Raw genomic sequence first — 23,674 nt, forward strand, 5'->3', positions numbered from 1 at the left:
CCGGGGCTTCGTGCGGTCCGCGTCAGGAGTTGTACGTCGACTGCGCCCGCTCAAGACCCTCGATGACCAGCGCTTCCACGGCGTCGGCCGCGCGGTCCACGAAGTAGTCGAGCTCCTTGCGCTCGGTCGAGGAGAAGTCCTTGAGGACGAAGTCCGCGACCTGCATCCGGCCGGGCGGGCGGCCGATGCCGAAGCGGACGCGGTGGTAGTCGGGGCCGAACGACTTGGTCATCGACTTGAGGCCGTTGTGGCCGTTGTCGCCGCCGCCGAGCTTGAGGCGGAGCGTGCCGTAGTCGATGTCCAGCTCGTCGTGGACGGCGACGATGTTCTCGACCGGCACCTTGTAGAAGTCGCGCAGCTGGGTGACGGGGCCGCCGGACAGGTTCATGTACGAGAGCGGCTTGGCCAGGATCACCCGGCGGTTGTGGGGGCCGGCCGGGCCGATGCGGCCCTCGACGACCTGGGCGCGCGCCTTGTGCGCCTTGAACTTGCCGCCGATGCGCGAGGCGAGCAGGTCGGCCACCATGAAGCCGACGTTGTGCCGGTTGCCCGCGTACTCGGGGCCGGGATTGCCGAGCCCCACCACCAGCCAGGGGGCGTTCGCTTCCGTGGTCATCTGTGCTGCGTCTCTCCTCGCGTACGGACAGGAAAACGGGGTGGCGGGCCGCAGTGGCCCGCCACCCCGTCAGACAGAGCGTACGGCTCAGGCCTCGGCGGCCTCGTCGCCCGCGCCCTCGGCGGCCGGCTCCTCGGCCTGGGCGGCCAGGATCTGGATGACGACGGCGTCGGCGTCGGTCACCAGGGAGGTGCCCTTGGGCAGGGCGACGTCCTTGGCGTGGATGGAGGCGCCGGCCTCCAGGCCCTCGATGGAGACGGTGACGGAGGTCGGGATGTGGGTGGCCTCGGCCTCGACGGAGAGGGTGCTCAGCACGTTCTCGACGAGGAAGCTCCCCGGGGCCAGGTCGCCCTCGGTCTCGACCGGGACCTCGACCGTGACCTTCTCGCCGCGCTTGACGAGCAGCAGGTCGACGTGGACCAGGTAGCCCTTGATGGCGTCGCGCTGGACGGCCTTCGGGATGGCGAGCTCGTTCTTGCCCTCGATGTCCAGGGAGAGCAGGACGTTCGGGGTGCGCAGGGCGAGCAGCAGCTCGTGGCCCGGCAGGGTGACGTGGACCGGCTCCGAGCCGTGGCCGTAGACGACCGCGGGGACCTTGTTCTCACGGCGGATGCTGCGGGCGGCGCCCTTGCCGAAGGAGGTACGGACCTCGGCGGCGAGCTTGATCTCGGACATGTGCACTCCTCGTATAACCAGATGAACAAAGGTGGCTGGTTACCCGGCCACGACTGGCCTGCTACGAAGAGCGCGTCGATAACGGACCGCCGTACCGCATACGGGTACGGCCTCCCTCGCCGAGCAACTCGATGAGTCTACCCGGCGGGGAGGCCGTACCCAAAAAGGATCTTCGCGACCCCGTGCGGCTACTGCTCCTCGAAGAGGCTCGTGACCGAGCCGTCCTCGAAGACCTCGCGGACCGCGCGCGCGATCGACGGGGCGATCGAGAGCACCGTGATCTTGTCGAGCTCCAGGTCGGACGGGTCCGGCAGGGTGTTCGTGAAGACGAACTCGCTGACCTTGGAGTTCTTCAGGCGGTCGGCGGCCGGGCCGGAGAGGATGCCGTGCGTGGCCGTCACGATGACGTCCTCGGCGCCGTGCGCGAACAGGGCGTCGGCGGCGGCGCAGATGGTGCCACCGGTGTCGATCATGTCGTCGACCAGGACGCAGACGCGGCCCTTGACGTCACCGACGACCTCGTGGACGGTCACCTGGTTGGCGACGTCCTTGTCCCGGCGCTTGTGGACGATGGCCAGCGGCGCGTCCAGCCGGTCGCACCAGCGGTCGGCGACGCGCACGCGGCCGGCGTCGGGGGAGACGATCGTCAGCTTGGAGCGGTCGACCTTGGCGCCCACGTAGTCCGCGAGGACCGGCAGGGCCGTGAGGTGGTCGACCGGGCCGTCGAAGAAGCCCTGGATCTGGTCGGTGTGCAGGTCGACCGTGAGGATCCGGTCGGCGCCCGCGGTCTTCAGGAGGTCGGCGATCAGCCGGGCGGAGATCGGCTCGCGGCCCTTGTGCTTCTTGTCCTGGCGGGCGTACCCGTAGGACGGCACGATCACGGTGATGGAGCGGGCCGACGCGCGCTTCAGCGCGTCGATCATGATCAGCTGCTCCATGATCCACTTGTTGATCGGAGCCGTGTGGCTCTGGATCAGGAAGCAGTCGGCGCCGCGCGCCGACTCCTGGAAGCGGACGTAGATCTCACCGTTGGCGAAGTCGAAGGCCTTCGTCGGCACGAGGCCGACACCCAGCTGGTGCGCGACCTCCTCGGCCAGCTCGGGGTGGGCGCGGCCGGAGAAGAGCATCAGCTTCTTCTCGCCGGTCGTCTTGATCCCGGTCACAGCACTGTCTCCTCAGAGGTGTCTTCTGCTGCTGAGCCCGCGCGGTCCCTTGGCGACGAGCCAGCCGAATCGTGTGCGTCTATCACGGTACGCCGTGACAGGCGTAGATGTTTCCGGTCAGTTTTCGCCAACGGCCTCTTCGGAGGCGGCGGCAGCCGCCTGCGCGGCGGCGCTGCCCGGCCGCTTGCGGGCCACCCAGCCCTCGATATTCCGCTGCTGGCCCCGGGCGACGGCCAGCGAACCGGCCGGCACGTCCTTGGTGATGACCGAGCCGGCCGCGGTGTAGGCGCCGTCCCCCACTGTGACGGGAGCAACAAACATGTTGTCCGAACCCGTCTTGCAGTGCGAGCCGATCGTGGTGTGGTGCTTGGCCTCGCCGTCGTAGTTGACGAACACGCTGGCCGCGCCGATGTTCGTGTACTCGCCGATGGTGGCGTCGCCCACGTACGACAGGTGCGGGATCTTGGTGCCCTCGCCGATCGTCGCGTTCTTCGTCTCCACGTACGTGCCGAGCTTGGCCTTGACGCCGAGCCGGGTGCCGGGCCGCAGATAGGCGTACGGGCCGACCGACGCGCCCGCGCCCACCTCGGAGTCGTAGGAGACGGTGTTGTCCACGCGCGCGTCCGCGCCGACCGCGGTGTTGGTCAGCCGGGAGTTGGGGCCGACCTCGGCGCCGCGGGCCAGATGGGTCGAGCCGAGCAGCTGGGTGCCCGGGTGGACCAGGGAGTCCTGCTCGAAGGTGACCGTGACGTCCACGAAGGTGGTGGCCGGGTCGACGACGGTGACGCCCGCGAGCATCGCGCGCTCCAGCAGCCGGTCGTTGAGCAGCCGGCGGGCCTCGGCCAGCTGGACGCGGTTGTTGATGCCGAGGATCTCGCGGTGGTCCCCGCCGACCGAGGCGCCGACGCGGTGCCCGGCCTCGCGCAGGATGCCGAGGACGTCCGTGAGGTACTCCTCGCCCTGACTGTTGTCCGTGCGGACCTTGCCGAGGGCGTCCGCGAGCAGGGCGCCGTCGAAGGCGAAGACGCCGGAGTTGATCTCCTTGATGGCGCGCTGGGCGTCCGTGGCGTCCTTGTGCTCGACGATCGCGGTGACCGCGCCCGACGCGTCGTCGCGCACGATCCGTCCGTAGCCGGTGGAGTCCGGGACCTCGGCGGTGAGCACGGTGACGGCGTTGCCGTCGGCCTCGTGCGTACGGGTCAGCTCCGCCAGCGTGGCGCCGGTCAGCAGCGGGGTGTCGCCGCAGACCACCACGACGGTGCCCTCGATGGACTGGCCGAGCTCCTCCAGGGCCATCCGCACGGCGTGGCCGGTGCCGTTCTGCTCGTACTGGACGGCGGTGCGCACCTCGGCGTCGATCTCGCCCAGGTGGGCGGTGACCTGCTCGCGGGCGTGGCCGACGACCACGACGAGGTGCTCGGGGGTGAGCTCGCGGGCGGCAGCCACGACATGGCCGACCAGCGAGCGCCCGCAGATCTGGTGCAGGACCTTGGGGGTGGCCGACTTCATGCGGGTGCCCTCACCCGCGGCGAGGACGACTACGGCCGCCAGTGGGGTGTCCCCTGTTCGAGCGGAGCCGAGAACGTGGGGAGGGTTGGCGCTCACGGGAATGCCCTTCGGCGTTGTGTGGTGGACATCCGCAGGATACCGGGGGGTCTGGGGGCACAAATGCGGGGAGGGACGATGCCCAAAACAGTTCGGGTCCCGACCCAAAAGGTCAGGACCCGAAACAAGAAGCTCCCCCGCCAGGACTCGAACCCGGACATAGGGCACCAAAAGCCCCAGTGCTGCCAATTACACCACGGGGGATGGAAACCGGCTTGAACCGGACAGTGCGTCAGGTCGCCGGAGCGGCACCCCACACTATGCCGTACCGAGCCCCTTCGATGCGACGGTGGAGATCAGCGCGGTTGACGGCGTGGCCGCCACACGCTCCCCCTCCGTCCCGCCCGTCCCACGCGTCCCGGCGGGCCGGCGCCCGTCCCGGATGCGGCCGACGCCGTTCCGTGCTCGTGCGGTCGCCGGAAAATCGCTGGCGGGCGCCCGTAGGCTGGAAGGCATGACCGCAACGGGGGCAGACCACGACTCCGCGGGGAGGACCTCCCGCGGCTGGTGGTGGTGGGAACGGCGGCGCGGGGCCGTCCTGGACATCGGACTGGGGCTGGTCTCCGCGTTCGAGTGCGCGCTGGAGGGCGTGAAGTTCGCCGGGGACGCCGGGCTCCCGGTGCCCGCCGGGGTGCTGTTCGGCCTGCTGGCCGGGGCCACGCTGGTGACCCGGCGGCGCTGGCCGGTCGCCGTCGTCCTGGTGTCGATCGCGGTCACCCCCGCCAACATGGGCTTCCTGCTCGGCATCGTCGGGCTCTACACCCTGGCCGCCTCCGAGGTGCCCCGCCGGATCACCGCGGCCCTCGCCGGAATGTGCCTGGCCGGGACGTTCATCGTCACCTTCGTCCGGATGAACCAGAGCGTCGACGACGGCGCCTTCAGCGGCGGCCGGTGGCTGGTGCCGCTCTTCTCCGCCGTGATGTCGCTGGGGCTGACCGGCCCGCCGCTGCTCTTCGGGCTCTATATAGGGGCCCGGCGCAGACTGATGGAGTCCCTGCGCGAGCGCGCCGACTCCCTGGAACGCGAACTCTCCCTCCTCGCCGACCACGCCGAGGAGCGCGCCGAATGGGCCCGCGCCGAGGAGCGCACCCGGATCGCCCGCGAGATGCACGACGTGGTGGCCCACCGGGTCTCGCTGATGGTGGTGCACGCCGCCGCGCTCCAGGCGGTCGCCCGCAAGGACCCCGAGAAGGCCGTGAAGAACGCGGTGCTGGTCGGGGACATGGGCCGCCAGGCGCTGACCGAGCTGCGCGAGATGCTCGGCGTGCTGCGCACCGGCGAGGCGGTGCGGCGGGCCGACGCGCCCGCCCCCGTCCCGCTCGCCGCCGTGGGCGCCGCGGCAGCCGCCGCCGCGGCGGCGGCCGAGGAAGGTCCCTGCCTCGCGGACATCGAGGCGCTGGTCGGCCAGTCCCGGGCGGCCGGGATGGTGGTCGAGCTGTCGGTCCACGGGGCCGGGCGCAGCTATGACGCGCTGGTGGAGCAGACCGCGTACCGGGTGATCCAGGAAGCGCTCACCAACGTCCACAAGCACGCGGCGGGCGCCAAGGTGATGGTCCGGCTCGCGCACCGGGACACCGAGGTCGCCATGCAGGTGGAGAACGGTCCGGCCGACGGCGCCACCGCCGACGCGGGCCTGCCCAGCGGCGGCAACGGCCTGGTCGGGATGCGCGAGCGGGTGACCGGCCTCGGCGGCACGTTCCTGTCCGGGGTGACGGACGCGGGCGGCTGGCGGGTGTCGGCGGTCCTGCCGGACCGCACGGGCTGAGCCCCCCCCGTACGGCCGGGGCGCGCCGCCCGTACGGCCGACGCCGCCCGTACGGCCGTCGGCGGACCCGCCGGGGGACGGCCGGAGGGCCCCGGAAGGCGTCCCCGCGGCGGCGCTCCCTCAGCCCGCCGACGTCAGGCGCACCGGCTGGACGCCCATGACCAGCGTGTTCAGGGCCAGGTCCAGGTCGGAGCCCAGGTACCAGTCGCCGGTGTGGTCGATGCTGTAGATCCGGCCCTCCACGTCCACCGCGAGGACCGCCTGCTGCTCGCCCTCCTCGCCGAGCGGCGCCAGCTCGGTGCCCAGCGCCCGGCCCAGGTCCGCGAACGTACGGGCCAGGTGCAGCCCCGCGACCGGGTCGAAGCGGACGGTCGTCGGCGCGTGGTGGCGGCCCGGCCCCGGCGCGGTCAGCCGCAGCCCGCCGAACTCGGCCCAGGCCTCCACGGCCGCCGGGAAGACGGTGTGCCGGTGCCCGGCCGGCGAGGTGTGCTGGCGCAGCACGTCGGCCCACGCCTCGGCCTGCCTGATGTCCCAGCGTCCGGGGTGCCACCCGGCGGCGCGCAGCGCGGCGTCGACGGGGACGGGGAAGCGGGTGGTGGAGACGTCCGGCATCGCGGTCGGTTCAGCCCTTCTCGGCGGCGGGGTCGACGGCGCGCACGCCGAAGTGGGCGAGCAGCGCCGTACAGGAGCGGCAGGGCGGCGCGTAGCTGCCGTGCAGCGGGTCGCCGTCCTCCCGGATGCGGCGGGCGGTCAGCTTGGCGTGCTTGAGCGCGCGCCGGGCCTCGCCGTGGGTGAGCGGCTTGTAGCGCTGCGGGCGCCGCGAGGGCTTGGCCGCGCGCGCCGACTCCAGGGACGCCAGCTGGCGGGAGAGCAGGATCGCCTCCGGGCAGCGCCCGGTGAACCGCTCGCGCTGGCCGCTGGTGAGGGTGTCGTGGAAGTCCTGTACGAGCGGGTGGAGGGCGGGCGGCTGGTCGCCCTTGCCCGCGGTGCAGGTCAGCGTCGTGCCCCGGACGGAGAGCGCGGCGGCGACGGCGGGCAGGATGCCGTCGCGGCGGTGCAGCAGCACGGGCGCGGAGGCGGCGCTGCCGCTCCACTGGAGCCGCGGGTCCCCGGTCCGCCGGCTGCCCGGTCCCGGCGCGGGCCGGGACTCCGTGGTGCGCGCGGCCCCCGTGGCCGTACCCGATATGTCGGTCGTTCCGTGCATGGTGCTCGCTGTCCCTCCCCGTCGCCGACGGTGTCCGCCGCCGGGCCAACGCCCCCGTTAACGCCCCGTTGCGGGGAACAGACTGCCAAATGTGCCCAGTGGTACGGAAGCTGGGGCATGGATGCGGCTACGTCCGTGTCGTCACCATCGCCGTACGGTGACCCGATTGTGACAGCTGGTCACGGTGGTGCGGGGGCGGATCCGGACCGGGACCCGGTATTGCCCCACCGCATAGTCTGGTCCTCACCAGCCAGACGCAGCAGGACGCACGCAGGGGGCATCCGCCATGACGACAGGTCGGCTCGGGCACGCCGCGCCACCGAACGCGGCCTACGCCGGGCAGGTCGTGAACTTCCCGGACCCGGTCCGCGCCGCCCGGCACCCCCGGGGGGTCCGGATCGGCGCCGACGGCCACCCGGACTTCTCCGCGTACGCGCGCGCGGCGGCCGAGATCGCCGAGCCCCCCGAGGGCTTCGGCGTGGACGAGCTGCGCCTGACCGACTACGTGTCGGCCAACGCGGCGCTCGCCGCCGACGGCCACGAGCTCTGGGACACCGTGCCCGCGGTCGCGACCCCGCACGGCTGGACCTGGCACCACGTGGCCGGCAGCCGCCGTCTCGAACTCGTCCCGGTCGAGGTGAAGGCGCTGCTGCGGCACCACGGCGGGCTGGCCACCACCCCGGTCGACCAGGACAAGCGCGGCACCCGCCCGCTCCAGGAGACCCGCCCGGCGCACTTCGCGCTGCCCAGGGGCCAGGTCGCGGTCTCCGAGTCGCAACTCCTCGGCGTGGAGGAGGACTTGGGCTACCGGCTGCCCGGCGCCTACCGCTCGTTCCTGAAGGCCGCGGGCGGCTGCGCCCCGGTCGGCGCGGCGCTCGACGCGGAGCTGGGGCTGCTGGTGGACCAGCCGTTCTTCACCGTGCGCGAGCAGGCGGCGGTCAACGACCTCGTCTACATCAACAAGTGCCTGCGCGACCACCTGACCAAGGACTACCTGGGCGTCGGGTTCGTGCAGGGCGGCATCCTCGCGGTGAAGGTGAAGGGCGCCGCCACCGGCTCGGTCTGGTTCTGCGCGTACGACGACGCGCGCGACCGGGACGGCTGGAGCGTGCAGGAGCGCGTGGAGCGGCTGCTGCTGCCCTGCGGCGCCGACTTCGACGAGTTCCTGGAACGGCTCGCGGGCAATCCGCCGGAGCTGGAGACCGTGGCGAACCTGATGGTGGACGGCGGCTTCGCGCGCGCCGTGCCGGTGGGGGAGTGAGTGTGATGGTGACCTTCGCCCAGGCGCAGGAGCGCGCGGAAGAGTGGATCAACGGGGAGGCCCCCGCCTACCAGCACCGGGAGGTGCGGGTGCGGGAGTTCGACCTCGGGTTCGTGGCGTGGGCCGAGGACCGCGCCGAGGGCCCGTCCTCGGACGGTGGCCGCCAGCGGCTCGTCATCGCCCGGGACGGCGAGGTCACCCTGTGGCCGGGCCTGCCGGTGGGCGAGGTGATCCGCCGTTACGAGGAGGAGTACGGGGTGCCGGACGCGCCCGAGGACGCGGTGCCCGCGCCCGCGCCGGAGCGGATCGACCTGAACCAGACGTCGTTCCTGCTCACCCCGCCCGAGTGGCTCCAGGAAGCGGCCGACCGGATGGGCATCCCGGACCACCGCGCGGAGCCCGCCCCGACGCCCGGCGAGCCCGCACCCGCGTGGCCCGGCGCGACCCCGGCCGCCGCCGCTTCCGGTCCGGGCTCCGCCGGTGGTGCGGGGTGGTCCGCTCCGGCGGCCGAAGCACCGCAGGGGGCGACCCCGGCTTCCGGTCCGGCCTCCGCCGGGGGCGCCGGTTGGCCTCCTCCGGCGGCCGAAGCGCCGTCGGGGGCGACCCCGTGGGCCGGTACGGACACCAACGCCGGGCCGGACGACGGTTCGGTCCCGCTGCCCGCGACGGTGTTCGCGCCGGCGCTGTCCGGTTCGGACTCCGACGACACCCCGCCGCCGAGGGCCCTGCCCGAGGCGAAGACCGCGCTGCTCCAGGGCGGCAGCCAGCTTCCGCCGACGGCGGTGGCCCCGGCCGTCGACCCGCACGCCCCGGCGCCGGGCACCCCGTTCGCCGCGGGTGCGGCGGGCGGCCCCGGCGCGCCCGCGGGTCCCGGCACCCCGGCCGCCCACGGTGCTCCCGCCGGTCCGGGTGCTCCCCAGGGCCCCGGTGCTCCGGTGGCGCAGGGCGCTCACGGCGCTTCCGCCGTGCCCGGTGCGCCGGTTGCTCCCGGTGTTCCGGCCGCTCCGGGTGCTCCCCAGGCCCCGGGCGCTCCGGGGGCGCACGGCGCTCCCGCCGGGCCCGGCATGCCGGCGGCTCCCGGTGCTCCGGGCGCTCCCGTCGGGCCCGGTGCGCCCGCCGCCCCCGTACCCCCGGCCGCGCCCGCCCTCGGCTCGCCCGCCCCCGGTGCCGCCGACATCGCCGACGCCGCCACCCGCAAGGCTCCGCCGCCGCGTGCCGCGCGCGGGGACGTTCCGCCGCCGCCCGGGGCTCCCGGGACGCCGGGTGGCGGGGCGCCCGCCTACGTACCCACCCAGCTGGTCTCGCAGCTCGGTCCCGACGGGCCGCAGCCCGCGACGCCGCCCGCCGCGCCGGACGGGGTGCACCACGCCGCGACGATGCTGGCCGACCCGGCCCGGCTCGGCGCCGGTGGTCCGGGCGCTCCGCAGCCGCCGGGGCCGCCCGGTGCGCCGCGCGCCGCGGGTCCCGGTGCGCCCCAGCCGCCCGGTCCGCCCGGGGTGCCGGGCGCTCCGCAGCCGCCCGGTCCGCCCGGGGCCCCCGGTGCCACCCCGCCGGGCGGTGCCCACCACGCCGCGACGATGCTGGCCGACCCGGGTCAGCTCGGCGCCGGACGGCCCGGCGCGCCCCAGCCGCCCGGCCCGCCGGGAGCCCCCGGGGCGCCGGGTGCTCCCGGTGCGCCCGGCGGCGGGGTCCACCAGGCCGCGACGATGCTGGCCGGGCCCGCCCAGATGGGTCCCGGCGGTCCCGGCGCGCCGCAGCCGCCGGGTGCCCCCGGCATGCCGCCGGGCGCTCCGGGCGTGCCGCCGGGCGCCCCGCCCGCGTACGGTTATCCGCAGCAGCAGGCCGGAGTGCCCACCGTGGGCCCCGGCTACCAGGCCGTGCTGCGCTACCGCGCCGCCGACGGGTCCGAGCAGCAGCTGATCCGGCGCTCCGCGCCCGGCATCCCGCACCCCGAGTGGCAGATCTTCCACGAGCTGCGCGGGATGAACGTGCCGCCGGACCACGTCCTGGAGCTCCACACCGAGCTGGAGTCGTGCGAGCTGCCGGGCGGCTACTGCGCCCGGATGATCCGGGAGACCTGGCCGCAGGTGCGGATCACCTCCGTCGCCCCGTACGGCAAGGACCACGCCTCGCGCCGCCAGGGCGTCCAGCACCTGCTCACCCACCAGGGCGAGCTGGCGCAGGTCGCCGACGGTCCGGCCCGGCCGCAGCCGGTGCGCGCACCGCTGCCGCAGGTGCAGCCCGCGCCGCCGCTCCCCCCGGAGGGCGTGGCGCACGAACTGGCCGGTGCCTTCGGGCCGCAGGGCGTGTTCCGCTTCGACCAGCGGGCGGTGTCGCGCCAGGGCGTGCCCGAGGCCGTCGCGGTCACGCTGGTGTGGGCGGGGCTGCCGGTCGACTTCGGACCGTTCTTCTGGGCGCAGGCGGTGCCCGGCCAGCCGGTGCCGACGCTCGCCGAACTCGCCGCCCAGCGGCAGGTGCAGGCGGCGCCGGACGCGGGTTCCTACCTGGTCATGGGGTCGGACTTCGGCCGGGCGATCTGTGTCCAGTACGGCACGGCCCACATCGTTGCGGTGCCGGTGGAGGCGGGCCCCGGCGGCCAGTCCGTACCGCCGCAGTTCGTGAACTCGGGGCTGCCCGAGTTCGTGCGCTGCATGGCGCTGCTCGGCCGGATGTGGCGGCTGCGCTACGGGCTCAACCCCGAGCAGGCGGGCCGCTGGACGGTCGACTTCCAGGCCCAGCTGGCCGCGCTGGACCCGGCGGCGCTGGCCTCGCCCGAGGGCTGGTGGTCGGTGCTCCTGGAGCAGTTCTGGGACGGACTGCTCTGACCCGTACGGTCCGCCGGGGCCGGGCGCAAAGAGGCTGATACGACGAGGCGTTCGCCGCACCATGCGGCGGGCGTCTCGTCGTCTTTTTCGCTCCTGGGGTGAATTGGAGCATCCTTGACCGTTACGGATGGGCGGAGTGTCACGTTATGAACACTTCGCTTCGATCCAGCAGGATGTGCGCCGGATCGCCTGTGTGTCGAAGAGGCCGGAGAGGGACGTCGAGGATGAGTGCAGCGCCCGTGTCACCACAGCCACCCGAGGGCTTCGCGCTCGCGCGCGGAGGCCGCGGCTACCGGCCCGACCAGGTCGACCGGCAGCTCGCCGCCGTCTGCGAGGAGCGCGACGCCGCCTGGGAGCGGGCGGCGCGGCTGACCGTCCTCGCCAAGCGGATGGAGGCGGACGCCGCCGCCCTGCGCGACCGGGTCGCCGCCCTCGCCCCCCAGTCGTACGAGGTGCTGGGCCGCCGCGCCCATCTGGTGCACGCGCTCTCCGTGGAGGAGGCGGACGCCGTACGGGCCGCCGCCCACGAGGAGGCGGCGAGCCTGCGGGACGCGGCGGACGCGGCCGGGCGCCTGGTGCGCGAACTCGCCCAGGAACACGCCCGGGTGGTCCGCGCCGAGGCCGAGTCCCGGGCCCAGCAGGTGCTGCGCGGCGCGCGGGCCGCCGCCGACGAGCACCTCCACGAGGTGACCGCCGAGGCCCAGGAGCGCCGGGCGGACGCGGCGGACGCGCTGCGCGAGGTGCGCGGGCGGACCGCCGCCGCCCTCGCCGACCAGGCGCGCGAGCACGCCGAGCGGCTGGAGGCGTTCGACCGCGAGGCGGCGGCGCGGGTGGCCGCGGCGGACGCGCGCCACGCCGAGCTGACCGTCGCCGCCGAGGCCCGCCTCGCCGAGGCCGGACGGATCCGCGCCCAGGCCGGGGAGGCCGCCCGGCACGGCCAGGAGGACGCGGAGGCCGAGGGCGCCGAACTGCTCGCCGGGGCCCGCATCCAGGAGGAGCGCGTCGCCCGCGAGACCGAGCGGGTGCTGCGCGAGCACGCCGAGGTGCGCGAGGAGACCGAGGCGCACATGACCCATGTCCGCAACAGCCTGACGGGTCTGACCGGCCGGGCCCCGGCGGAGGGCTGAGCCGACGGGCCCCGTCCGCCCGGCCGTTGACGACCCGGCCGCCGACACCTGGCCGTCGACACCCGGCTGTCGGCGACCCGGCCCTCGGCGGCCCCCGCTCAGCGCCGGGCGCCCGCCAGGATCCAGCCCTCCACCGCCTCGTACCGCTGCCGCTGCGCCTGGGCGCCGCGGCGGCCGAGCACCGTGCCGAGCCAGCCCGCCGCGAAGCCGAACGGGATGGAGACGATGCCGGTCGTGGTGAACGGGAACCAGTTGAAGTCGTGGCCGGGGAAGGCGGACTGGGGCGAGCCCGACACCAGTTTGGTCCCGGTCATCACCACCGCCGTGAACAGCGTCCCCCCGATCAGCGTGCACAGCAGCCCCGCCCGGGTGTAGCGGCGCCAGAACAGGGTGAGCACCAGGGCCGGGGCCAGCGCGGAGGCGCCCAGGCAGAACGAGAGCGTGACCAGCGGCTGGAGGTTGTGGTGCTGGGCCGCGGTGGCCAGCGCGATCGCCGGTACGCCGACGGCGAGCGCGGCCACCCGGGCGGTGTTGGTCTCGGCGGTGCCGCGCACCCCGGCCCGGCCGCGCAGCCCGTGGGCGACGAGGTCGTGGGCGAGGGAGTTGGCACAGGCCAGCGTCATCCCGGAGATCGAGGCGAGCAGCGTCATGAAGACCGCCGTGGCGACCGCCGTGAACAGCAGGGTGCCCAGCGTGGAGGCGTGCGCGCCGACCAGCGCCTGGCTGGTGAGCAGCAGGGACGTCTTGCCCTGCGGATCGGCCGCGGTGATGGCCCGGCGGCCGACCACCGCCGCCGCGCCGAACCCGATGACGACCAGCGCCAGACAGATCACCACGACCGCCGTCACCGCCCAGGACAGCGAGCGCCGCACCGCGCGGGCGCCGGGGGCGCTGTACATGCGCATGGTGATGTGCGGGAGGCAGGCCGCGCCGACGACCACGGTGAGCTGGGAGCTGATCATGTCGAGGGAGTCGCCGCCGAACTGGAGCCCGGAGGAGAGGTACGCCGGGCCCGCGCCGCTGCCCCGGGCCGCCGCGTCGAGCAGCCGACCGGGGTGCCACCCGTACCGGTTCAGGACCAGGGCGGCGACGGCCAGCGCTGAGACGGCGAGCACCACGGTCTTGACCGCCTGGATGAAGGCGGTGCCCTTCATCCCGCCGATCGCCGCGTAGCCGATCATCAGGATGCCGAGCATGACGACGCAGCCGGTCTTGAACTCGGCGGCGTCGAAGCCCAGGACGAACGCGATGAGATCGCCCGCCCCGGCCAGCTGCACCACCATCAGCGGCAGCAGCGCGGCCAGTGTGACCAGGCACGCGGTGACGCGGACGGCGGGGCCGGGGGCGCGCCGGGCGAGCGCGTCGCCCATGGTGAACTCGCCCGCGTTGCGCAGCGGTTCGGCCAGCAGGAACATCAGGAGCACCAGCGAGAGCACGGTGCTCAGGGTCAGGACCAGACCGTCGTACCCGGTGAGCGCGATGACGCCGACGGTGCTGAGCACGGTGGCCGCCGAGACGTAGTCCCCGGCGATGGCGAGGCCGTTGCGCAGCGGGGAGAGCGAGCGGGCGCCGGTGTAGAACTCGCCGAGGTCGTCGCGCTCGGGCGCGGTCATCACGCAGAGCAGCAGCGTCACGGTGATCACCGCGATGAACGCGACCAGGGACATCGCCCGCGCGTCGGAGGCGAAACCGTTCATCGGGCGGCTCCGTCGGTGTGGCGGCGGGTGTGCGGGGGCTGCCGCGACGCCTGGAGCCGCAGGGCGGCGGCGAGCGGGTCGACGGTCCGCCGGGCGGTCCACTCGTAGACGGCGATCGCGCCCAGCGTCACGGGGAGCTGGCAGAGCCCGAGCAGCAGCCCGGCGGTGAGGCCGCCGGAGACGGGCCGGTCCAGCGCGCCGGGGGCGTACGCGGACAGGACCAGGAAGAGGACGAAGTATCCGAGGGCGGTGAAGGTGGCGGTGCGGCGCAGCAGCCGGTAGGCGGTGCGCAGTTGGGGGATGCCGGGGGACGACCGGTGGTGCGGCATCGGCTGCTCCTTGCGAGGGGGGAGGGGGAAGCCGGGAGCGCTGGTGGGTGGCGGCGAACTTACCGGTCGGTATGGTGGCTGGGGAGTACTTGGCGCGAACTTTTCGCTCCGAGGGGGAAGTTACCGCTGGTAACTCCTGGTTTCAGCCCGCCTCGGCCTCGTGCTCGCGCACCGGGAAGCGCCTCGGGGCCAGGAGCAGCAGGACCAGCAGCGCCAGGACGCCCGCCAGCGCCGCACCCACGTACACATGGTCCACGGCCGTCGCCACCGCCCGGCGCAGCTGGTCGGCGGCGTCGGCGGTGAGTCCGGCCGGGTGCTCCAGGGCGCGCGAGACCGAGTCGAGGTCGTCGGGCAGCCCGGCCGCCGGGTCGGCGGCGAGCCGGGAAGTGATCGTCGCGTTCGCCACCGCTCCGAACAGGGCCGCGCCCACCGACTGGCCGACCTGGCGGCAGAAGAGCACCGAGGCGGTGGTGGTGCCGCGCTCGGCCCAGCCCACCGACGACTGCACCGCGATGATCAGCGGCAGCTGGAAGAGGCCCAGCGCCCCGCCGAGCGCCAGCATGATCAGCGCGGGCTGCCAGGCGTGCCCCGGGAACGGCAGCAGCGGGAAGGCCAGCAGGATCAGCGAGGCCAGCCCCATGCCGACGGCCGCCGAGTCCCGGAACCCGATCCGGGTGTACACCCGGTTGGAGAGAGCGGCGGAAACCGGCCAGCTCAGCGTCATCACCGACAGGACGAAACCGGCCGCGACCGGATCGAGGCCGAGCACCGACTGGGCGTAGGTGGGCAGGAAGACCGTCGGCGCCACCATCAGCAGCCCGAGCGCCCCCATCGCCAGGTTGACCGCCGCGATGTCGCGCCGGCGCCACACCCAGCCCGGGATGACCGGTTCGGCCGCGCGCCGCTCGACCAGCACGGTCAGCGCCGCCAGCGCCGCGCTCGCGCCGAACAGGCCGAGCGAGGGCGCGGAGAGCCAGGGCCAGGCCACCCCGCCCTGGACGAGCGCGGTCAGCAGCAGCGCGCCGGTCGCGAAGACGCACAGCGCCCCGGTCCAGTCGATCCGGGGCGCCGTGGCGGGCCTCTCCCGCACCGGCTCCACCAGGTACCGCCCCACCAGCCACAGCGCGAGCGCCCCGACCGGCAGGTTGACCAGGAAGATCCAGCGCCAGTCGGCGTACGAGGCGAGGGCGCCGCCCAGCGCCGGGCCGGCCACCGCCGACACCGCCCAGACCGTCGACAGCTTCGCCTGGATCTTGGGGCGTTCGTCGAGCGGGTAGAGGTCGGCGGCGACCGTCTGGACCGTGCCTTGGAGGGCGCCGCCGCCCAGGCCCTGGAAGACCCGGAAGGCGATCAGGGCCGCCATGTTCCAGGCGAGCGAGCAGAGCACCGAACCGGCCAGGAAGAGCACGATGCCCGCGATCAGCACGGGCTTGCGGCCGAAGGTGTCGGAGAGCTTGCCGTACACCGGCAGGGTGACCGTGACGGCGAGCAGATAGCCGGAGAAGAGCCAGGAGAAGACGGAGAAGCCGCCCAGGTCGCCGACGATCTGCGGGACGGCCGTGGAGACGACCGTGCCGTCGAGCGCGGCGAGCGCCATGCCCAGCATCAGGGCCGCGACGACCGGGCCGCGCCCCCGGGCCGGGGGCGCGCCGGGCGCCGCGCCCGGTATCGACCGGATGTCCCCGCCCGACCCGCTCCGGGTGCTCACGGTGGCGTCCCCTCCCCCAAGACCGCTTCATGGTGCATGCAGTTGACCGCGTCCACCCTCTCATCCCGGCCCTGAGCGGGACAGGGAGCGAACGGGGTGGAGAGATCCGCGGTTGCGCTCAGCCCTGGGGTGGAGAGCCCCTACGGGTTAGTCCCTACTTCAGGGCAGGGGGCGTTCGTCCTGGCGGAGGACGAGAAGCGGTGGAGCGGTTCTTTAACGTGGTCCTACAACCGCGGCGGAGGGGAGCCGCAGGGTGGGGGTGGGGGTAACCCCAGGATCAAGACACCGCCGGGCACCAGGGTGCCGGGCGCTCTCGCCCGACAGACTCAAGTCGTACGCAGAACGCACCGCAACGCATCGAGGAGAAGACCGTGACAACGGCTGTGACCATTCCCAGGCACGGGGGCACTGGAGGGCGGACGGCGGTCGCGGCTCGGGCGCGGCAGGTCGTCAAGGCGTACGGCTCGGGCGAGACCCGCGTCGTCGCGCTGGACCACGTGGACGTGGACATCGCCCGCGGGCAGTTCACCGCGATCATGGGGCCCTCCGGCTCCGGCAAGTCCACGCTGATGCACTGCCTCGCCGGGCTCGACACCGTCTCGGGCGGGCAGATCTACCTGGACGAGACCGAGATCACCGGCCTCAAGGACAAGAAGCTCACCCAGCTGCGCCGGGACCGGATCGGCTTCATATTCCAGGCGTTCAACCTGCTGCCCACGCTCAACGCGCTGGAGAACATCACGCTCCCGATGGACATCGCGGGCCGCAAGCCCGACCGGGAGTGGCTGGACCGGGTGGTGGAGACCGTCGGCCTGGCCGGGCGCCTCAAGCACCGGCCCACCCAGCTCTCCGGCGGCCAGCAGCAGCGCGTGGCGGTGGCCCGCGCCCTGGCGGCCCGGCCCGAGATCATCTTCGGCGACGAGCCGACCGGAAACCTGGACTCCCGCGCGGGGGCCGAGGTCCTCGGCTTCCTGCGCCGCTCGGTGGACGAGCTGGGCCAGACCATCGTGATGGTCACCCACGACCCGGTCGCCGCCTCCTACGCGGACCGCGTGCTCTACCTCGCGGACGGCCGGATCGTCGACGAGATGCTCCGCCCGACCGCCGACGCCGTGCTCGACCGCATGAAGGACTTCGACGCGCGGGGGCGGACGTCGTGACCGTGCTCAAGACCTCGATGCGCAACTTCTTCGCGCACAAGGGACGGATGGCCCTCTCGGCCGTCGCCGTCCTGCTCTCGGTGGCGTTCGTGTGCGGCACGCTCGTCTTCACCGACACCATGAACACCACCTTCGACAAGCTCTTCGCCGCCACCTCGGCCGACGTCACGGTCAGCCCGAAGAACGCGAAGCCCGCGGACCAGCCGGGAACCGGCCGCCCCGAGACGCTGCCCGCCGCGGCCCTCGCCAAGGTCGGCGGCACCACCGGGCTCAAGTCCGCCGAGGGCGGGGTCTCCAGCTCCAGCGTCACGGTGGTCAACGACAAGAACGAGAACATGGGCTCCTCCAACGGAGGTCCCACGATCGCGGGCAACTGGACCGGCAACGACCTCAAGGCGATGGAGATCACCTCCGGCCGCGCCCCGCGCGGGCCGACCGAGATGATGGTCGACGCCGACACCGCCGACAAGCACCACCTCAAGCTCGGCGACCAGCTGCGCACCATCACCGTCTCCGGCGACTTCACGGCGAGGATCACCGGTATCGCCTCCTTCAAGGTGACCAACCCGGGCGCGGCGATCGTCTACTTCGACACCCCCACCGCCCAGCGCGAACTGCTCGGCCGCACCGGCCTGTTCACCAACCTCTCGCTCACCGCCGCCGACGGCGTCAGCGACGAGCAGCTCAAGCAGAGCGTCGCCGCCAAGCTGGGCGCGGGCACGTACAAGCTGGAGACCGCCGCCGAGGCCAAGGACTCCAACCGCGACTCGGTCGGCTCCTTCCTCGACGTGATGAAGTACGCGATGCTCGGCTTCGCCGGAATCGCCTTCCTCGTCGGCATCTTCCTGATCGTCAACACCTTCTCGATGCTGGTCGCCCAGCGCACCCGGGAGATCGGGCTGATGCGGGCCATCGGCTCCAGCCGCAAGCAGGTCAACCGCTCGGTGCTGGTCGAGGCGCTGCTGCTCGGCTTCTTCGGCTCGGTCCTCGGCGTCGGCGCGGGCGTCGGCCTGGCCGTCGGCCTGATGAAGATCATGGGCTCGATGGGCCTGGAGCTGTCCACCGCCGACCTCACGGTCAAGTGGACGACCCCGGCGGTCGGCATGCTGCTCGGCATCGTGGTCACCGTCCTCGCCGCCTACCTCCCGGCCCGCCGGGCGGGCAAGATCTCCCCGATGGCCGCCCTGCGCGACGCCGGTACGCCGGCGGACGGCAAGGCGGGCCTGGTCCGGGCGATCGTCGGCCTGGTGCTGACCGGCGCCGGCGCCGCCTCGCTCTACGCGGCGGCCCACGCCGACAAGGCCAGCTCCGGCGCGGGCGTCCTGGGCCTCGGCATCGTCCTCACCCTGATCGGCTTCGTGGTCGTCGGCCCGCTGCTGGCGAGCGGTGTGGTGCGGGTGATCAGCGCCCTGGTGCTGCGGATGTTCGGCCCGGTCGGCCGGATGGCCGAGCGCAACGCGCTGCGCAACCCGCGGCGCACCGGGGCGACCGGCGCGGCCCTGATGATCGGTCTCGCCCTGGTGGCGTGCCTGTCGGTGGTCGGCTCCTCGATGGTCGCCTCGGCCACCTCCGAGCTCGACAAGTCGGTCGGCGCGGACTTCATCGTGCAGTCCGGCAACAACGACGGCCGGCCGATCGTGCCGCAGGCCGCCGACGCGATCCGCCGCACCCCGGGCCTGGCCCACGTCACCGACTACAAGTCGGTGGACGCGCGGATCACCACGCCCGACGGGAAGACCGGCAAGGAGACCCTGGCCGCCGCCAGCCCCACCTACGCCCAGGACCTGCGCCGCGAGACCGTCTCCGGCAAGCTCTCCGACGCGTACGGCAAGGACGCGATGTCGGTCGGCGACAAGTTCGCCGGGGACCACCACGTGAAGGTCGGCGACACCCTGACGGTCGCCTTCAAGGACGGGCGCACCGCCCGCCTCAAGGTCGCGGCGATCACCTCGGACGACACCAATGTCGACAAGGGCGCGATGTACACCAACGTCACGACCGCCGAGCGCTACGTCCCGGCCGACAAGCTGCCCAAGAACATGATCATGTTCGCCAAGGCGCAGGACGGCAAGGCCAAGGAGGCGTACGCCTCCCTGAAGACGACGCTGAAGAAGTACCCGCAGTACAAGGTGCAGGACCAGACGGACTTCAAGAAGGACCTGAAGGACCAGATCGGCCAGCTCCTGAACATCGTCTACGGTCTGCTGGCCCTCGCGATCATCGTCGCGGTGCTCGGTGTGGTGAACACGCTGGCCCTGTCGGTGGTCGAGCGGACCCGGGAGATCGGCCTGATGCGCGCCATCGGCCTCTCGCGGCGCCAGCTGCGCCGCATGATCCGCCTGGAGTCGGTGGTCATCGCCCTCTTCGGCGCCCTGCTCGGCCTCGGCCTGGGCATGGGCTGGGGGACGACCGCGCAGAAGCTGCTGGCCCTGGAGGGCATGGGCGTCCTGGACATCCCGTGGCCGACGATCATCACCGTCTTCGTCGGATCGGCGTTCGTGGGACTGTTCGCCGCCCTGGTCCCGGCCTTCCGGGCGGGCCGTATGAACGTGCTCGCGGCGATCGCGAGCGACTGAGCCGCCGTACGGGGGTCGGCGGGGCGGCCCCGGGGAGTCCTCATGGACTCCCCGGGGCCGCTTCACATGTCCGGGCACCCGTCCGCTCGGGGCCCCGGGCACCTGGCCGGGGGCCCGGCTACTTCTGCCGTTCCAGCACCACGTATCCGTACGCCACGCCCGTCATCGCGTACCGCGTGCCCGGGTGCAGCGCGCGGGCGTACTCCTGGGGATCGCCCGCCCAGCCCGAGACGTTGTCGAGGGCGATGTAGTCGGGGACGATCCGGCGGGTGTCGCCGACCCAGAAGACCCGGCAGCGCGAGGTGAGCCGGGAGATCGGCCCGACGTTGGCCTCCACCGTGGCCCCGTCCGGGATCCGGGCCAGGATCCGCTCGCGCTCGACGACCTCGGCGCTCTTGCGGTACGTGGCCGACTGGGTCAGCGAGTAGACCGGCAGCGAGGTGCTCAGCGCCAGGGCCGCGGCGGCAGCGGCGGCGGGCAGCTGGCGGGCGTACGAGCGCAGCCAGGGCCGCGGGCTGCGCCGGGAGCGGTCCACGGCGTCGGCCAGCGCCAGCGCGAACACCGGCATCAGCACCGCGCTGTAGTGCCAGTCGGTGGACCAGTAGTGGTCGTCGGAGGAGACGAACCGCCAGCCCAGGGTCGGCACCGCGGCCAGGAACAGCGGGGAGCGCGGGGCGAGCAGCCCGGTGGGCAGGAGCAGCCACAGCAGGGTGCGCAGCTTGGTGCCGGACGCGGTGAACGGCCCGGCGCCGTCCGTCTTGCTCCAGTAGTCGTACGAACCGGCCGAGTTGAAGGCCGGTATCACCACGGTGAGCGTCACCACCACGGCCGCGATCCCGAACAGGGCGGCGCCCAGCGCGTACTTGGCGGCGCGCGGCGAGGTGCGGCGCGCGCGCAGGGCGACGACCACGGCGATCGCCGCCAGCGTCACCCCCAGGTCCTCCTTGACCAGCACCAGTGGCAGCGCCCAGCCGAGCGCCGCCCGCCAGCGCCGGGCCAGCACCGCCTCCAGCGAGAAGGCGATCAGCGGGACGGCGAAGCAGATCTCGTGGAAGTCGAAGTCGGCCGCGCGCTGCAGCCCCCAGGACAGCCCGTACGCGATGCCGACGGCGAGCCCCGGGCCGCGCCCGAGCAGCCGGGCCGAGGCGCGCACCACCGGCACGGCCGAGAGCGCGAACAGCAGGGACTGGGCGACGAGCAGGGTGACGGGGGTGGGAAAGACCCGGTAGAAGGGCGCGAGCAGCGCGGTCACCGGGCTGAAGTGGTCCCCGAGGATATTGGTCCCGGGCCCCTTCAGGTCGGCCGTGGGCACCCGCAGATGGGCGTACGCGCGGACCGCCTGCTCGAATATCCCGAGGTCCCAGGAGAGCGTCTCCAGCCGCCGGTAGCGCAGCACGGCGACGGCGGTGTACGCGGCGAAGAGCGCGGCGGCCAGGACGTACGGGTCACGGGCGCCGGGCGCGCGGCTCCGGGCCGCACGCGCGGGTTCCCCCGGTATGAGGTCCGGCTGGTCCCGTTCCTCGGGCAGCGCGAGTACAGCTCCGTGCACGGTGGGGTCCTCGGGGTCAGCGGGCGGGGGACGGGGTGGCGGTGGTGGTGCGCGGGGGGTGCCCGGCACCGGACGGGGTGGACGGGCCCCCGGGCGGCGGGGCCGCCGAGAAGCCGGGCGGGGGAGCCGCCGAGGTGCCCGGCGGCGGAGCCGCGGAGGAGGCCGGCGGGGAGCCCCCGCGGGTCCCCGGCGGGGGCACGCTCGCCGACGGGACCGACGAGCCCGTGCCGGACCCGCCCGGCGAGGGGGTGCGCGGGTCGGAGGGCGAGCGCGAGGGCGTGCCGTAGGACGGCGAACCGGTGGGGGTGCCGGACGGGCTGGGCGGGTTGGCCGGCACGCTCACCCCGGAGTCGCCCTGCAGCCGCAGCGCGGCCAGCGCGCCCGTACCGGCGACGACGCAGACCACACAGGCGGCGGTGGCCGCGAGCGTGCGCCGGCGCCGGCGCAGTCCGCGCTCGGCGACCCGGGCGGCCGGCTCCGGCACGATCCGGCGGCCCCCCTCGTCGGCGGCCCGCTTCAGGGCCCTGGCCAGCTCCGGATCACCGCCGCGGGCGGGCGCGGATCCGGTGGGGAAGTCAGACACCCTGGTCCTCCTCGGAGGTGAGGTGGGGCCGCAGCGCGGCGCGCGCCCGGGAGAGATGGGTCTTCACGGTGCCGGTGGCCAGGCCGGTCTCGGCGGCCACCTGCTCGACCGTGAGATCGCAGACGTAGTGCAGGACGGCGACGCGCCGCTGGCGTTCGGAGAGCAGGCGCAGCGCGTCGACCAGGGCCACCGAGGAGGCGTCGGGGCCGTGCGCGGCCCCGGGGCGTCCGCCGTCGTGCAGCCGCCACGCCTCGCCGGCCCGCCGGCGCCTGCGCCACCGGCTCACCGCGAGCCGCCAGGCGACGGTGCGGATCCACGCCTCGGGCCCGGCGTCCCGGCGCAGCCTGGCGCGGCGGCCCCAGGCGCGCACGAACGCCTCCTGGACGACGTCCTGCGCCTCGTGGAGGTCGCCGGTCATCAGATAGACCTGCCCGACCAGATCCTTGACCGAGTGAGCGTAGAACTCCTCGAACTCGTCGTCGGTCAAGGCGGCTCCCGTCGGATGGACAGACCTGTCGGCGGACAGGTCTCACGGGGTATACGCCTTGCGACAGCAGTTCGGTTTACAGGGCGGCGCGATTATTTTTCCCGTCGGGCGAGGTCAGCGCCCCGGCGCCGGACCGGAGCCCGGCCCGGCGGTGCTCACAGCCGCTCCAGCCCCCGCTTGAGCCGCTTGCCCAGGGGCCGCTCCACGTACCGGTGGACCAGCCAGGCGACCGCCAGCATCAGCGCGATCACCCCGCACACCAGCGGCACCGGCCGCACGTGCGGGGAGAGCGCGCCGATGATCTCCCAGCCGATGTACTCGTGGAGCAGATAGAGCGGATACGTCAGCGCGCCCGCGTAGGGCAGCCAGCGCCACTTGATCCACGACAGCCTGCCGGTGGCGACCAGCGCCATCACCCCGAAGCAGAGCGCCATGATCAGGGGCACCGGCCAGGACGGCATCGGGTGCGCGAGGCGCTCCTGGGAGTGCGCCCAGGTGCGGTGGGTGGGGGGCAGCGAGGCGGCCAGGCAGAACAGGACCAGCCCGCTGAGCATCAGGTTCGCCCGGAAGCGGTACATCAGGTAGAAGGCGACGCCCGCGATGAAGCACCAGCTGTTGTCGGGCATCACCAGCATCCGCAGGGTGCTGTCGTCGGACTGGTAGACCAGGGCGCTGGCGATCGCCCAGGCGCAGCAGAAGAAGAGGACGCGGCGGTAGGTCAGCCCGCGCCAGGCGACGACTGCGAACAGCAAATAGAAGCGGAGCTCGGCGAAGAGCGTCCAGTAGACGCTGTCCGCGCTGCTGACGCCGAGCGGCTCCTGGAACATCGTGAGATTGGTGACGACGTCGGAGAACGGCAGTGGCTTGAGCCCGCCGGGGATCGCCGCCACCACCAGCGTGGTCGCGATCACCGCGAACCAGTACGCCGGATACAGCCGCACCACGCGCGAGACGAAGAACGACTGCAAAGGTTTGCCCCAGCTGCTCATGCAGATGACGAATCCGCTGATGAGGAAGAACAGCTGCACCCCGAGCCAGCCGTAGGCGGCGACGGGGTAGGTGAGCGGGAACCTGGCCCGGGAGTCGGTTTCCGGCCATCGCCCGGTCAGGGCCATGTAGTGGAACATCACCACGGTGAGGGCGGCCAGCAGGCGCAGCCCGTCGAGTGCGTAGATGCGGCTCGGGCGGCTCGGCCCCTCGGTCGCGGCACCGGTCCGCTGCGGTGTGCCGGGGCCGGGGAGCGCCGGCTCGGGCTGAAGGAGCGCTGTCCGCGCCTGGTCGGGCATGTCGAGCGGGTTCCCCTCGGGCACTGATTTCATGGCGTGTGGTCACCGGACGCCGGTG

General features: G+C 73.6%; 19 protein-coding genes and 1 tRNA gene. 6 read left to right on the forward strand and 14 right to left on the reverse strand.

From position 1 onward, the window contains the following. Window positions 1–22 precede the first annotated feature (22 nt). From pth to AB5J87_RS20880, 5 genes are all read right to left on the reverse strand, one after another. Window positions 23–616, reverse strand: a complete 594-nt coding sequence (gene pth / locus AB5J87_RS20860; RefSeq protein ID WP_369378410.1) for an aminoacyl-tRNA hydrolase — start codon at window positions 614–616, stop codon at window positions 23–25. Between the two features lie 87 nt (window positions 617–703). Beyond that, on the reverse strand, window positions 704–1,291 hold the full coding sequence (locus AB5J87_RS20865) for a 50S ribosomal protein L25/general stress protein Ctc (protein ID WP_369378411.1): 588 nt from the start codon (window positions 1,289–1,291) through the stop codon (window positions 704–706). A 188-nt stretch (window positions 1,292–1,479) separates the two neighbouring features. Then, window positions 1,480–2,454 carry a ribose-phosphate diphosphokinase gene (locus AB5J87_RS20870; protein WP_369378412.1) on the reverse strand — a complete coding sequence of 325 codons (975 nt, stop codon included), beginning with the start codon at window positions 2,452–2,454 and terminating at the stop codon, window positions 1,480–1,482. Window positions 2,455–2,571: 117 nt separating this feature from the next. Next, window positions 2,572–4,005 carry a bifunctional UDP-N-acetylglucosamine diphosphorylase/glucosamine-1-phosphate N-acetyltransferase GlmU gene (gene glmU / locus AB5J87_RS20875; RefSeq protein ID WP_369383606.1) on the reverse strand — a complete coding sequence of 478 codons (1,434 nt, stop codon included), beginning with the start codon at window positions 4,003–4,005 and terminating at the stop codon, window positions 2,572–2,574. Between the two features lie 186 nt (window positions 4,006–4,191). Beyond that, window positions 4,192–4,263 (reverse strand) — tRNA-Gln (locus tag AB5J87_RS20880). 250 nt (window positions 4,264–4,513) lie between these two features. On the opposite strand from AB5J87_RS20880, the gene AB5J87_RS20885 reads away from it, so the two are divergent. Further along, entirely contained in the window at window positions 4,514–5,824 is a 1,311-nt protein-coding gene (locus AB5J87_RS20885; RefSeq protein ID WP_369378413.1) for a sensor histidine kinase, read from the forward strand. 120 nt (window positions 5,825–5,944) lie between these two features. Here AB5J87_RS20885 and AB5J87_RS20890 read toward each other — a convergent pair whose 3' ends face one another. Together AB5J87_RS20890 and AB5J87_RS20895 are read right to left on the reverse strand one after the other, a co-directional pair. Beyond that, window positions 5,945–6,436, reverse strand: coding sequence for an SUKH-3 domain-containing protein (locus AB5J87_RS20890; RefSeq protein WP_369378414.1), 492 nt, complete (start codon window positions 6,434–6,436; stop codon window positions 5,945–5,947). A gap of 10 nt (window positions 6,437–6,446) precedes the next feature. Beyond that, on the reverse strand, window positions 6,447–7,028 hold the full coding sequence (locus AB5J87_RS20895) for a YwqJ-related putative deaminase (protein ID WP_369378415.1): 582 nt from the start codon (window positions 7,026–7,028) through the stop codon (window positions 6,447–6,449). 286 nt (window positions 7,029–7,314) lie between these two features. Between AB5J87_RS20895 and AB5J87_RS20900 the strand changes: the two genes are divergently transcribed. The 3 genes from AB5J87_RS20900 to AB5J87_RS20910 all read left to right on the forward strand — a co-directional run bounded on the left by AB5J87_RS20900 (window position 7,315) and on the right by AB5J87_RS20910 (window position 12,241). After that, the gene (locus AB5J87_RS20900; RefSeq protein WP_369378416.1) at window positions 7,315–8,289 is read left to right on the forward strand and encodes an SMI1/KNR4 family protein; all 975 of its coding nucleotides are present in this window, start codon (window positions 7,315–7,317) and stop codon (window positions 8,287–8,289) included. Between the two features lie 5 nt (window positions 8,290–8,294). Beyond that, window positions 8,295–11,114, forward strand: a complete 2,820-nt coding sequence (locus AB5J87_RS20905) for an SUKH-4 family immunity protein (protein WP_369378417.1) — start codon at window positions 8,295–8,297, stop codon at window positions 11,112–11,114. Window positions 11,115–11,353: 239 nt separating this feature from the next. Further along, the gene (locus AB5J87_RS20910; protein WP_369378418.1) at window positions 11,354–12,241 is read left to right on the forward strand and encodes a cellulose-binding protein; all 888 of its coding nucleotides are present in this window, start codon (window positions 11,354–11,356) and stop codon (window positions 12,239–12,241) included. A gap of 98 nt (window positions 12,242–12,339) precedes the next feature. Here the strand turns inward: AB5J87_RS20910 and AB5J87_RS20915 are convergent, their stop codons facing one another. From AB5J87_RS20915 to AB5J87_RS20925, 3 genes are all read right to left on the reverse strand, one after another. Beyond that, window positions 12,340–13,938: a cation acetate symporter gene (locus AB5J87_RS20915; protein WP_369378419.1), complete on the reverse strand. Its 1,599-nt coding sequence runs from the start codon at window positions 13,936–13,938 to the stop codon at window positions 12,340–12,342. Continuing rightward, the gene (locus tag AB5J87_RS20920; RefSeq protein ID WP_369378420.1) at window positions 13,935–14,267 is read right to left on the reverse strand and encodes a DUF485 domain-containing protein; all 333 of its coding nucleotides are present in this window, start codon (window positions 14,265–14,267) and stop codon (window positions 13,935–13,937) included. Before AB5J87_RS20920 ends, AB5J87_RS20915 begins: the two co-directional genes overlap by 4 nt. Window positions 14,268–14,409: 142 nt before the next feature. After that, the gene (locus tag AB5J87_RS20925; protein ID WP_369383607.1) at window positions 14,410–15,945 is read right to left on the reverse strand and encodes an MFS transporter; all 1,536 of its coding nucleotides are present in this window, start codon (window positions 15,943–15,945) and stop codon (window positions 14,410–14,412) included. A gap of 401 nt (window positions 15,946–16,346) precedes the next feature. Between AB5J87_RS20925 and AB5J87_RS20930 the strand changes: the two genes are divergently transcribed. After that, a complete protein-coding gene (locus AB5J87_RS20930) occupies window positions 16,347–17,135 on the forward strand; it encodes an ABC transporter ATP-binding protein (protein WP_369378421.1) in 789 nt (262 codons plus the stop codon). Beyond that, on the forward strand, window positions 17,132–19,711 hold the full coding sequence (locus AB5J87_RS20935) for an ABC transporter permease (protein WP_369378422.1): 2,580 nt from the start codon (window positions 17,132–17,134) through the stop codon (window positions 19,709–19,711). The genes AB5J87_RS20930 and AB5J87_RS20935 overlap by 4 nt, the downstream gene beginning before the upstream one ends. A gap of 118 nt (window positions 19,712–19,829) precedes the next feature. Here AB5J87_RS20935 and AB5J87_RS20940 read toward each other — a convergent pair whose 3' ends face one another. From AB5J87_RS20940 to AB5J87_RS20955, 4 genes are all read right to left on the reverse strand, one after another. Then, window positions 19,830–21,209 carry a DUF2079 domain-containing protein gene (locus AB5J87_RS20940; protein ID WP_369383608.1) on the reverse strand — a complete coding sequence of 460 codons (1,380 nt, stop codon included), beginning with the start codon at window positions 21,207–21,209 and terminating at the stop codon, window positions 19,830–19,832. 67 nt (window positions 21,210–21,276) lie between these two features. Then, complete coding sequence (locus tag AB5J87_RS20945) at window positions 21,277–21,843, reverse strand: hypothetical protein (protein ID WP_369378423.1); 567 nt, start codon at window positions 21,841–21,843, stop codon at window positions 21,277–21,279. Further along, the gene (locus tag AB5J87_RS20950; RefSeq protein WP_369378424.1) at window positions 21,836–22,330 is read right to left on the reverse strand and encodes a SigE family RNA polymerase sigma factor; all 495 of its coding nucleotides are present in this window, start codon (window positions 22,328–22,330) and stop codon (window positions 21,836–21,838) included. Before AB5J87_RS20950 ends, AB5J87_RS20945 begins: the two co-directional genes overlap by 8 nt. Window positions 22,331–22,485: 155 nt before the next feature. After that, entirely contained in the window at window positions 22,486–23,649 is a 1,164-nt protein-coding gene (locus tag AB5J87_RS20955; RefSeq protein ID WP_369378425.1) for an acyltransferase family protein, read from the reverse strand. Window positions 23,650–23,674 lie beyond the last annotated feature (25 nt).

Origin of the sequence: Streptomyces sp. cg36, from assembly GCF_041080675.1 — a bacterium.
In the GTDB taxonomy this organism is placed as follows: domain Bacteria; phylum Actinomycetota; class Actinomycetes; order Streptomycetales; family Streptomycetaceae; genus Streptomyces.

Excerpts from the sequence above, each read along its gene's own strand:
- pth (WP_369378410.1), bottom strand. The coding sequence starts at position 616 with ATGACCACGGAAGCGAACGCCCCCTGGCTGGTGGTGGGGCTCGGCAAT.
- AB5J87_RS20865 (WP_369378411.1), bottom strand. The coding sequence starts at position 1,291 with ATGTCCGAGATCAAGCTCGCCGCCGAGGTCCGTACCTCCTTCGGCAAG.
- AB5J87_RS20885 (WP_369378413.1), top strand. The coding sequence starts at position 4,514 with ATGACCGCAACGGGGGCAGACCACGACTCCGCGGGGAGGACCTCCCGC.
- AB5J87_RS20890 (WP_369378414.1), bottom strand. The coding sequence starts at position 6,436 with ATGCCGGACGTCTCCACCACCCGCTTCCCCGTCCCCGTCGACGCCGCG.
- AB5J87_RS20895 (WP_369378415.1), bottom strand. The coding sequence starts at position 7,028 with ATGCACGGAACGACCGACATATCGGGTACGGCCACGGGGGCCGCGCGC.
- AB5J87_RS20900 (WP_369378416.1), top strand. The coding sequence starts at position 7,315 with ATGACGACAGGTCGGCTCGGGCACGCCGCGCCACCGAACGCGGCCTAC.
- AB5J87_RS20905 (WP_369378417.1), top strand. The coding sequence starts at position 8,295 with ATGGTGACCTTCGCCCAGGCGCAGGAGCGCGCGGAAGAGTGGATCAAC.
- AB5J87_RS20915 (WP_369378419.1), bottom strand. The coding sequence starts at position 13,938 with ATGAACGGTTTCGCCTCCGACGCGCGGGCGATGTCCCTGGTCGCGTTC.
- AB5J87_RS20920 (WP_369378420.1), bottom strand. The coding sequence starts at position 14,267 with ATGCCGCACCACCGGTCGTCCCCCGGCATCCCCCAACTGCGCACCGCC.
- AB5J87_RS20955 (WP_369378425.1), bottom strand. The coding sequence starts at position 23,649 with ATGAAATCAGTGCCCGAGGGGAACCCGCTCGACATGCCCGACCAGGCG.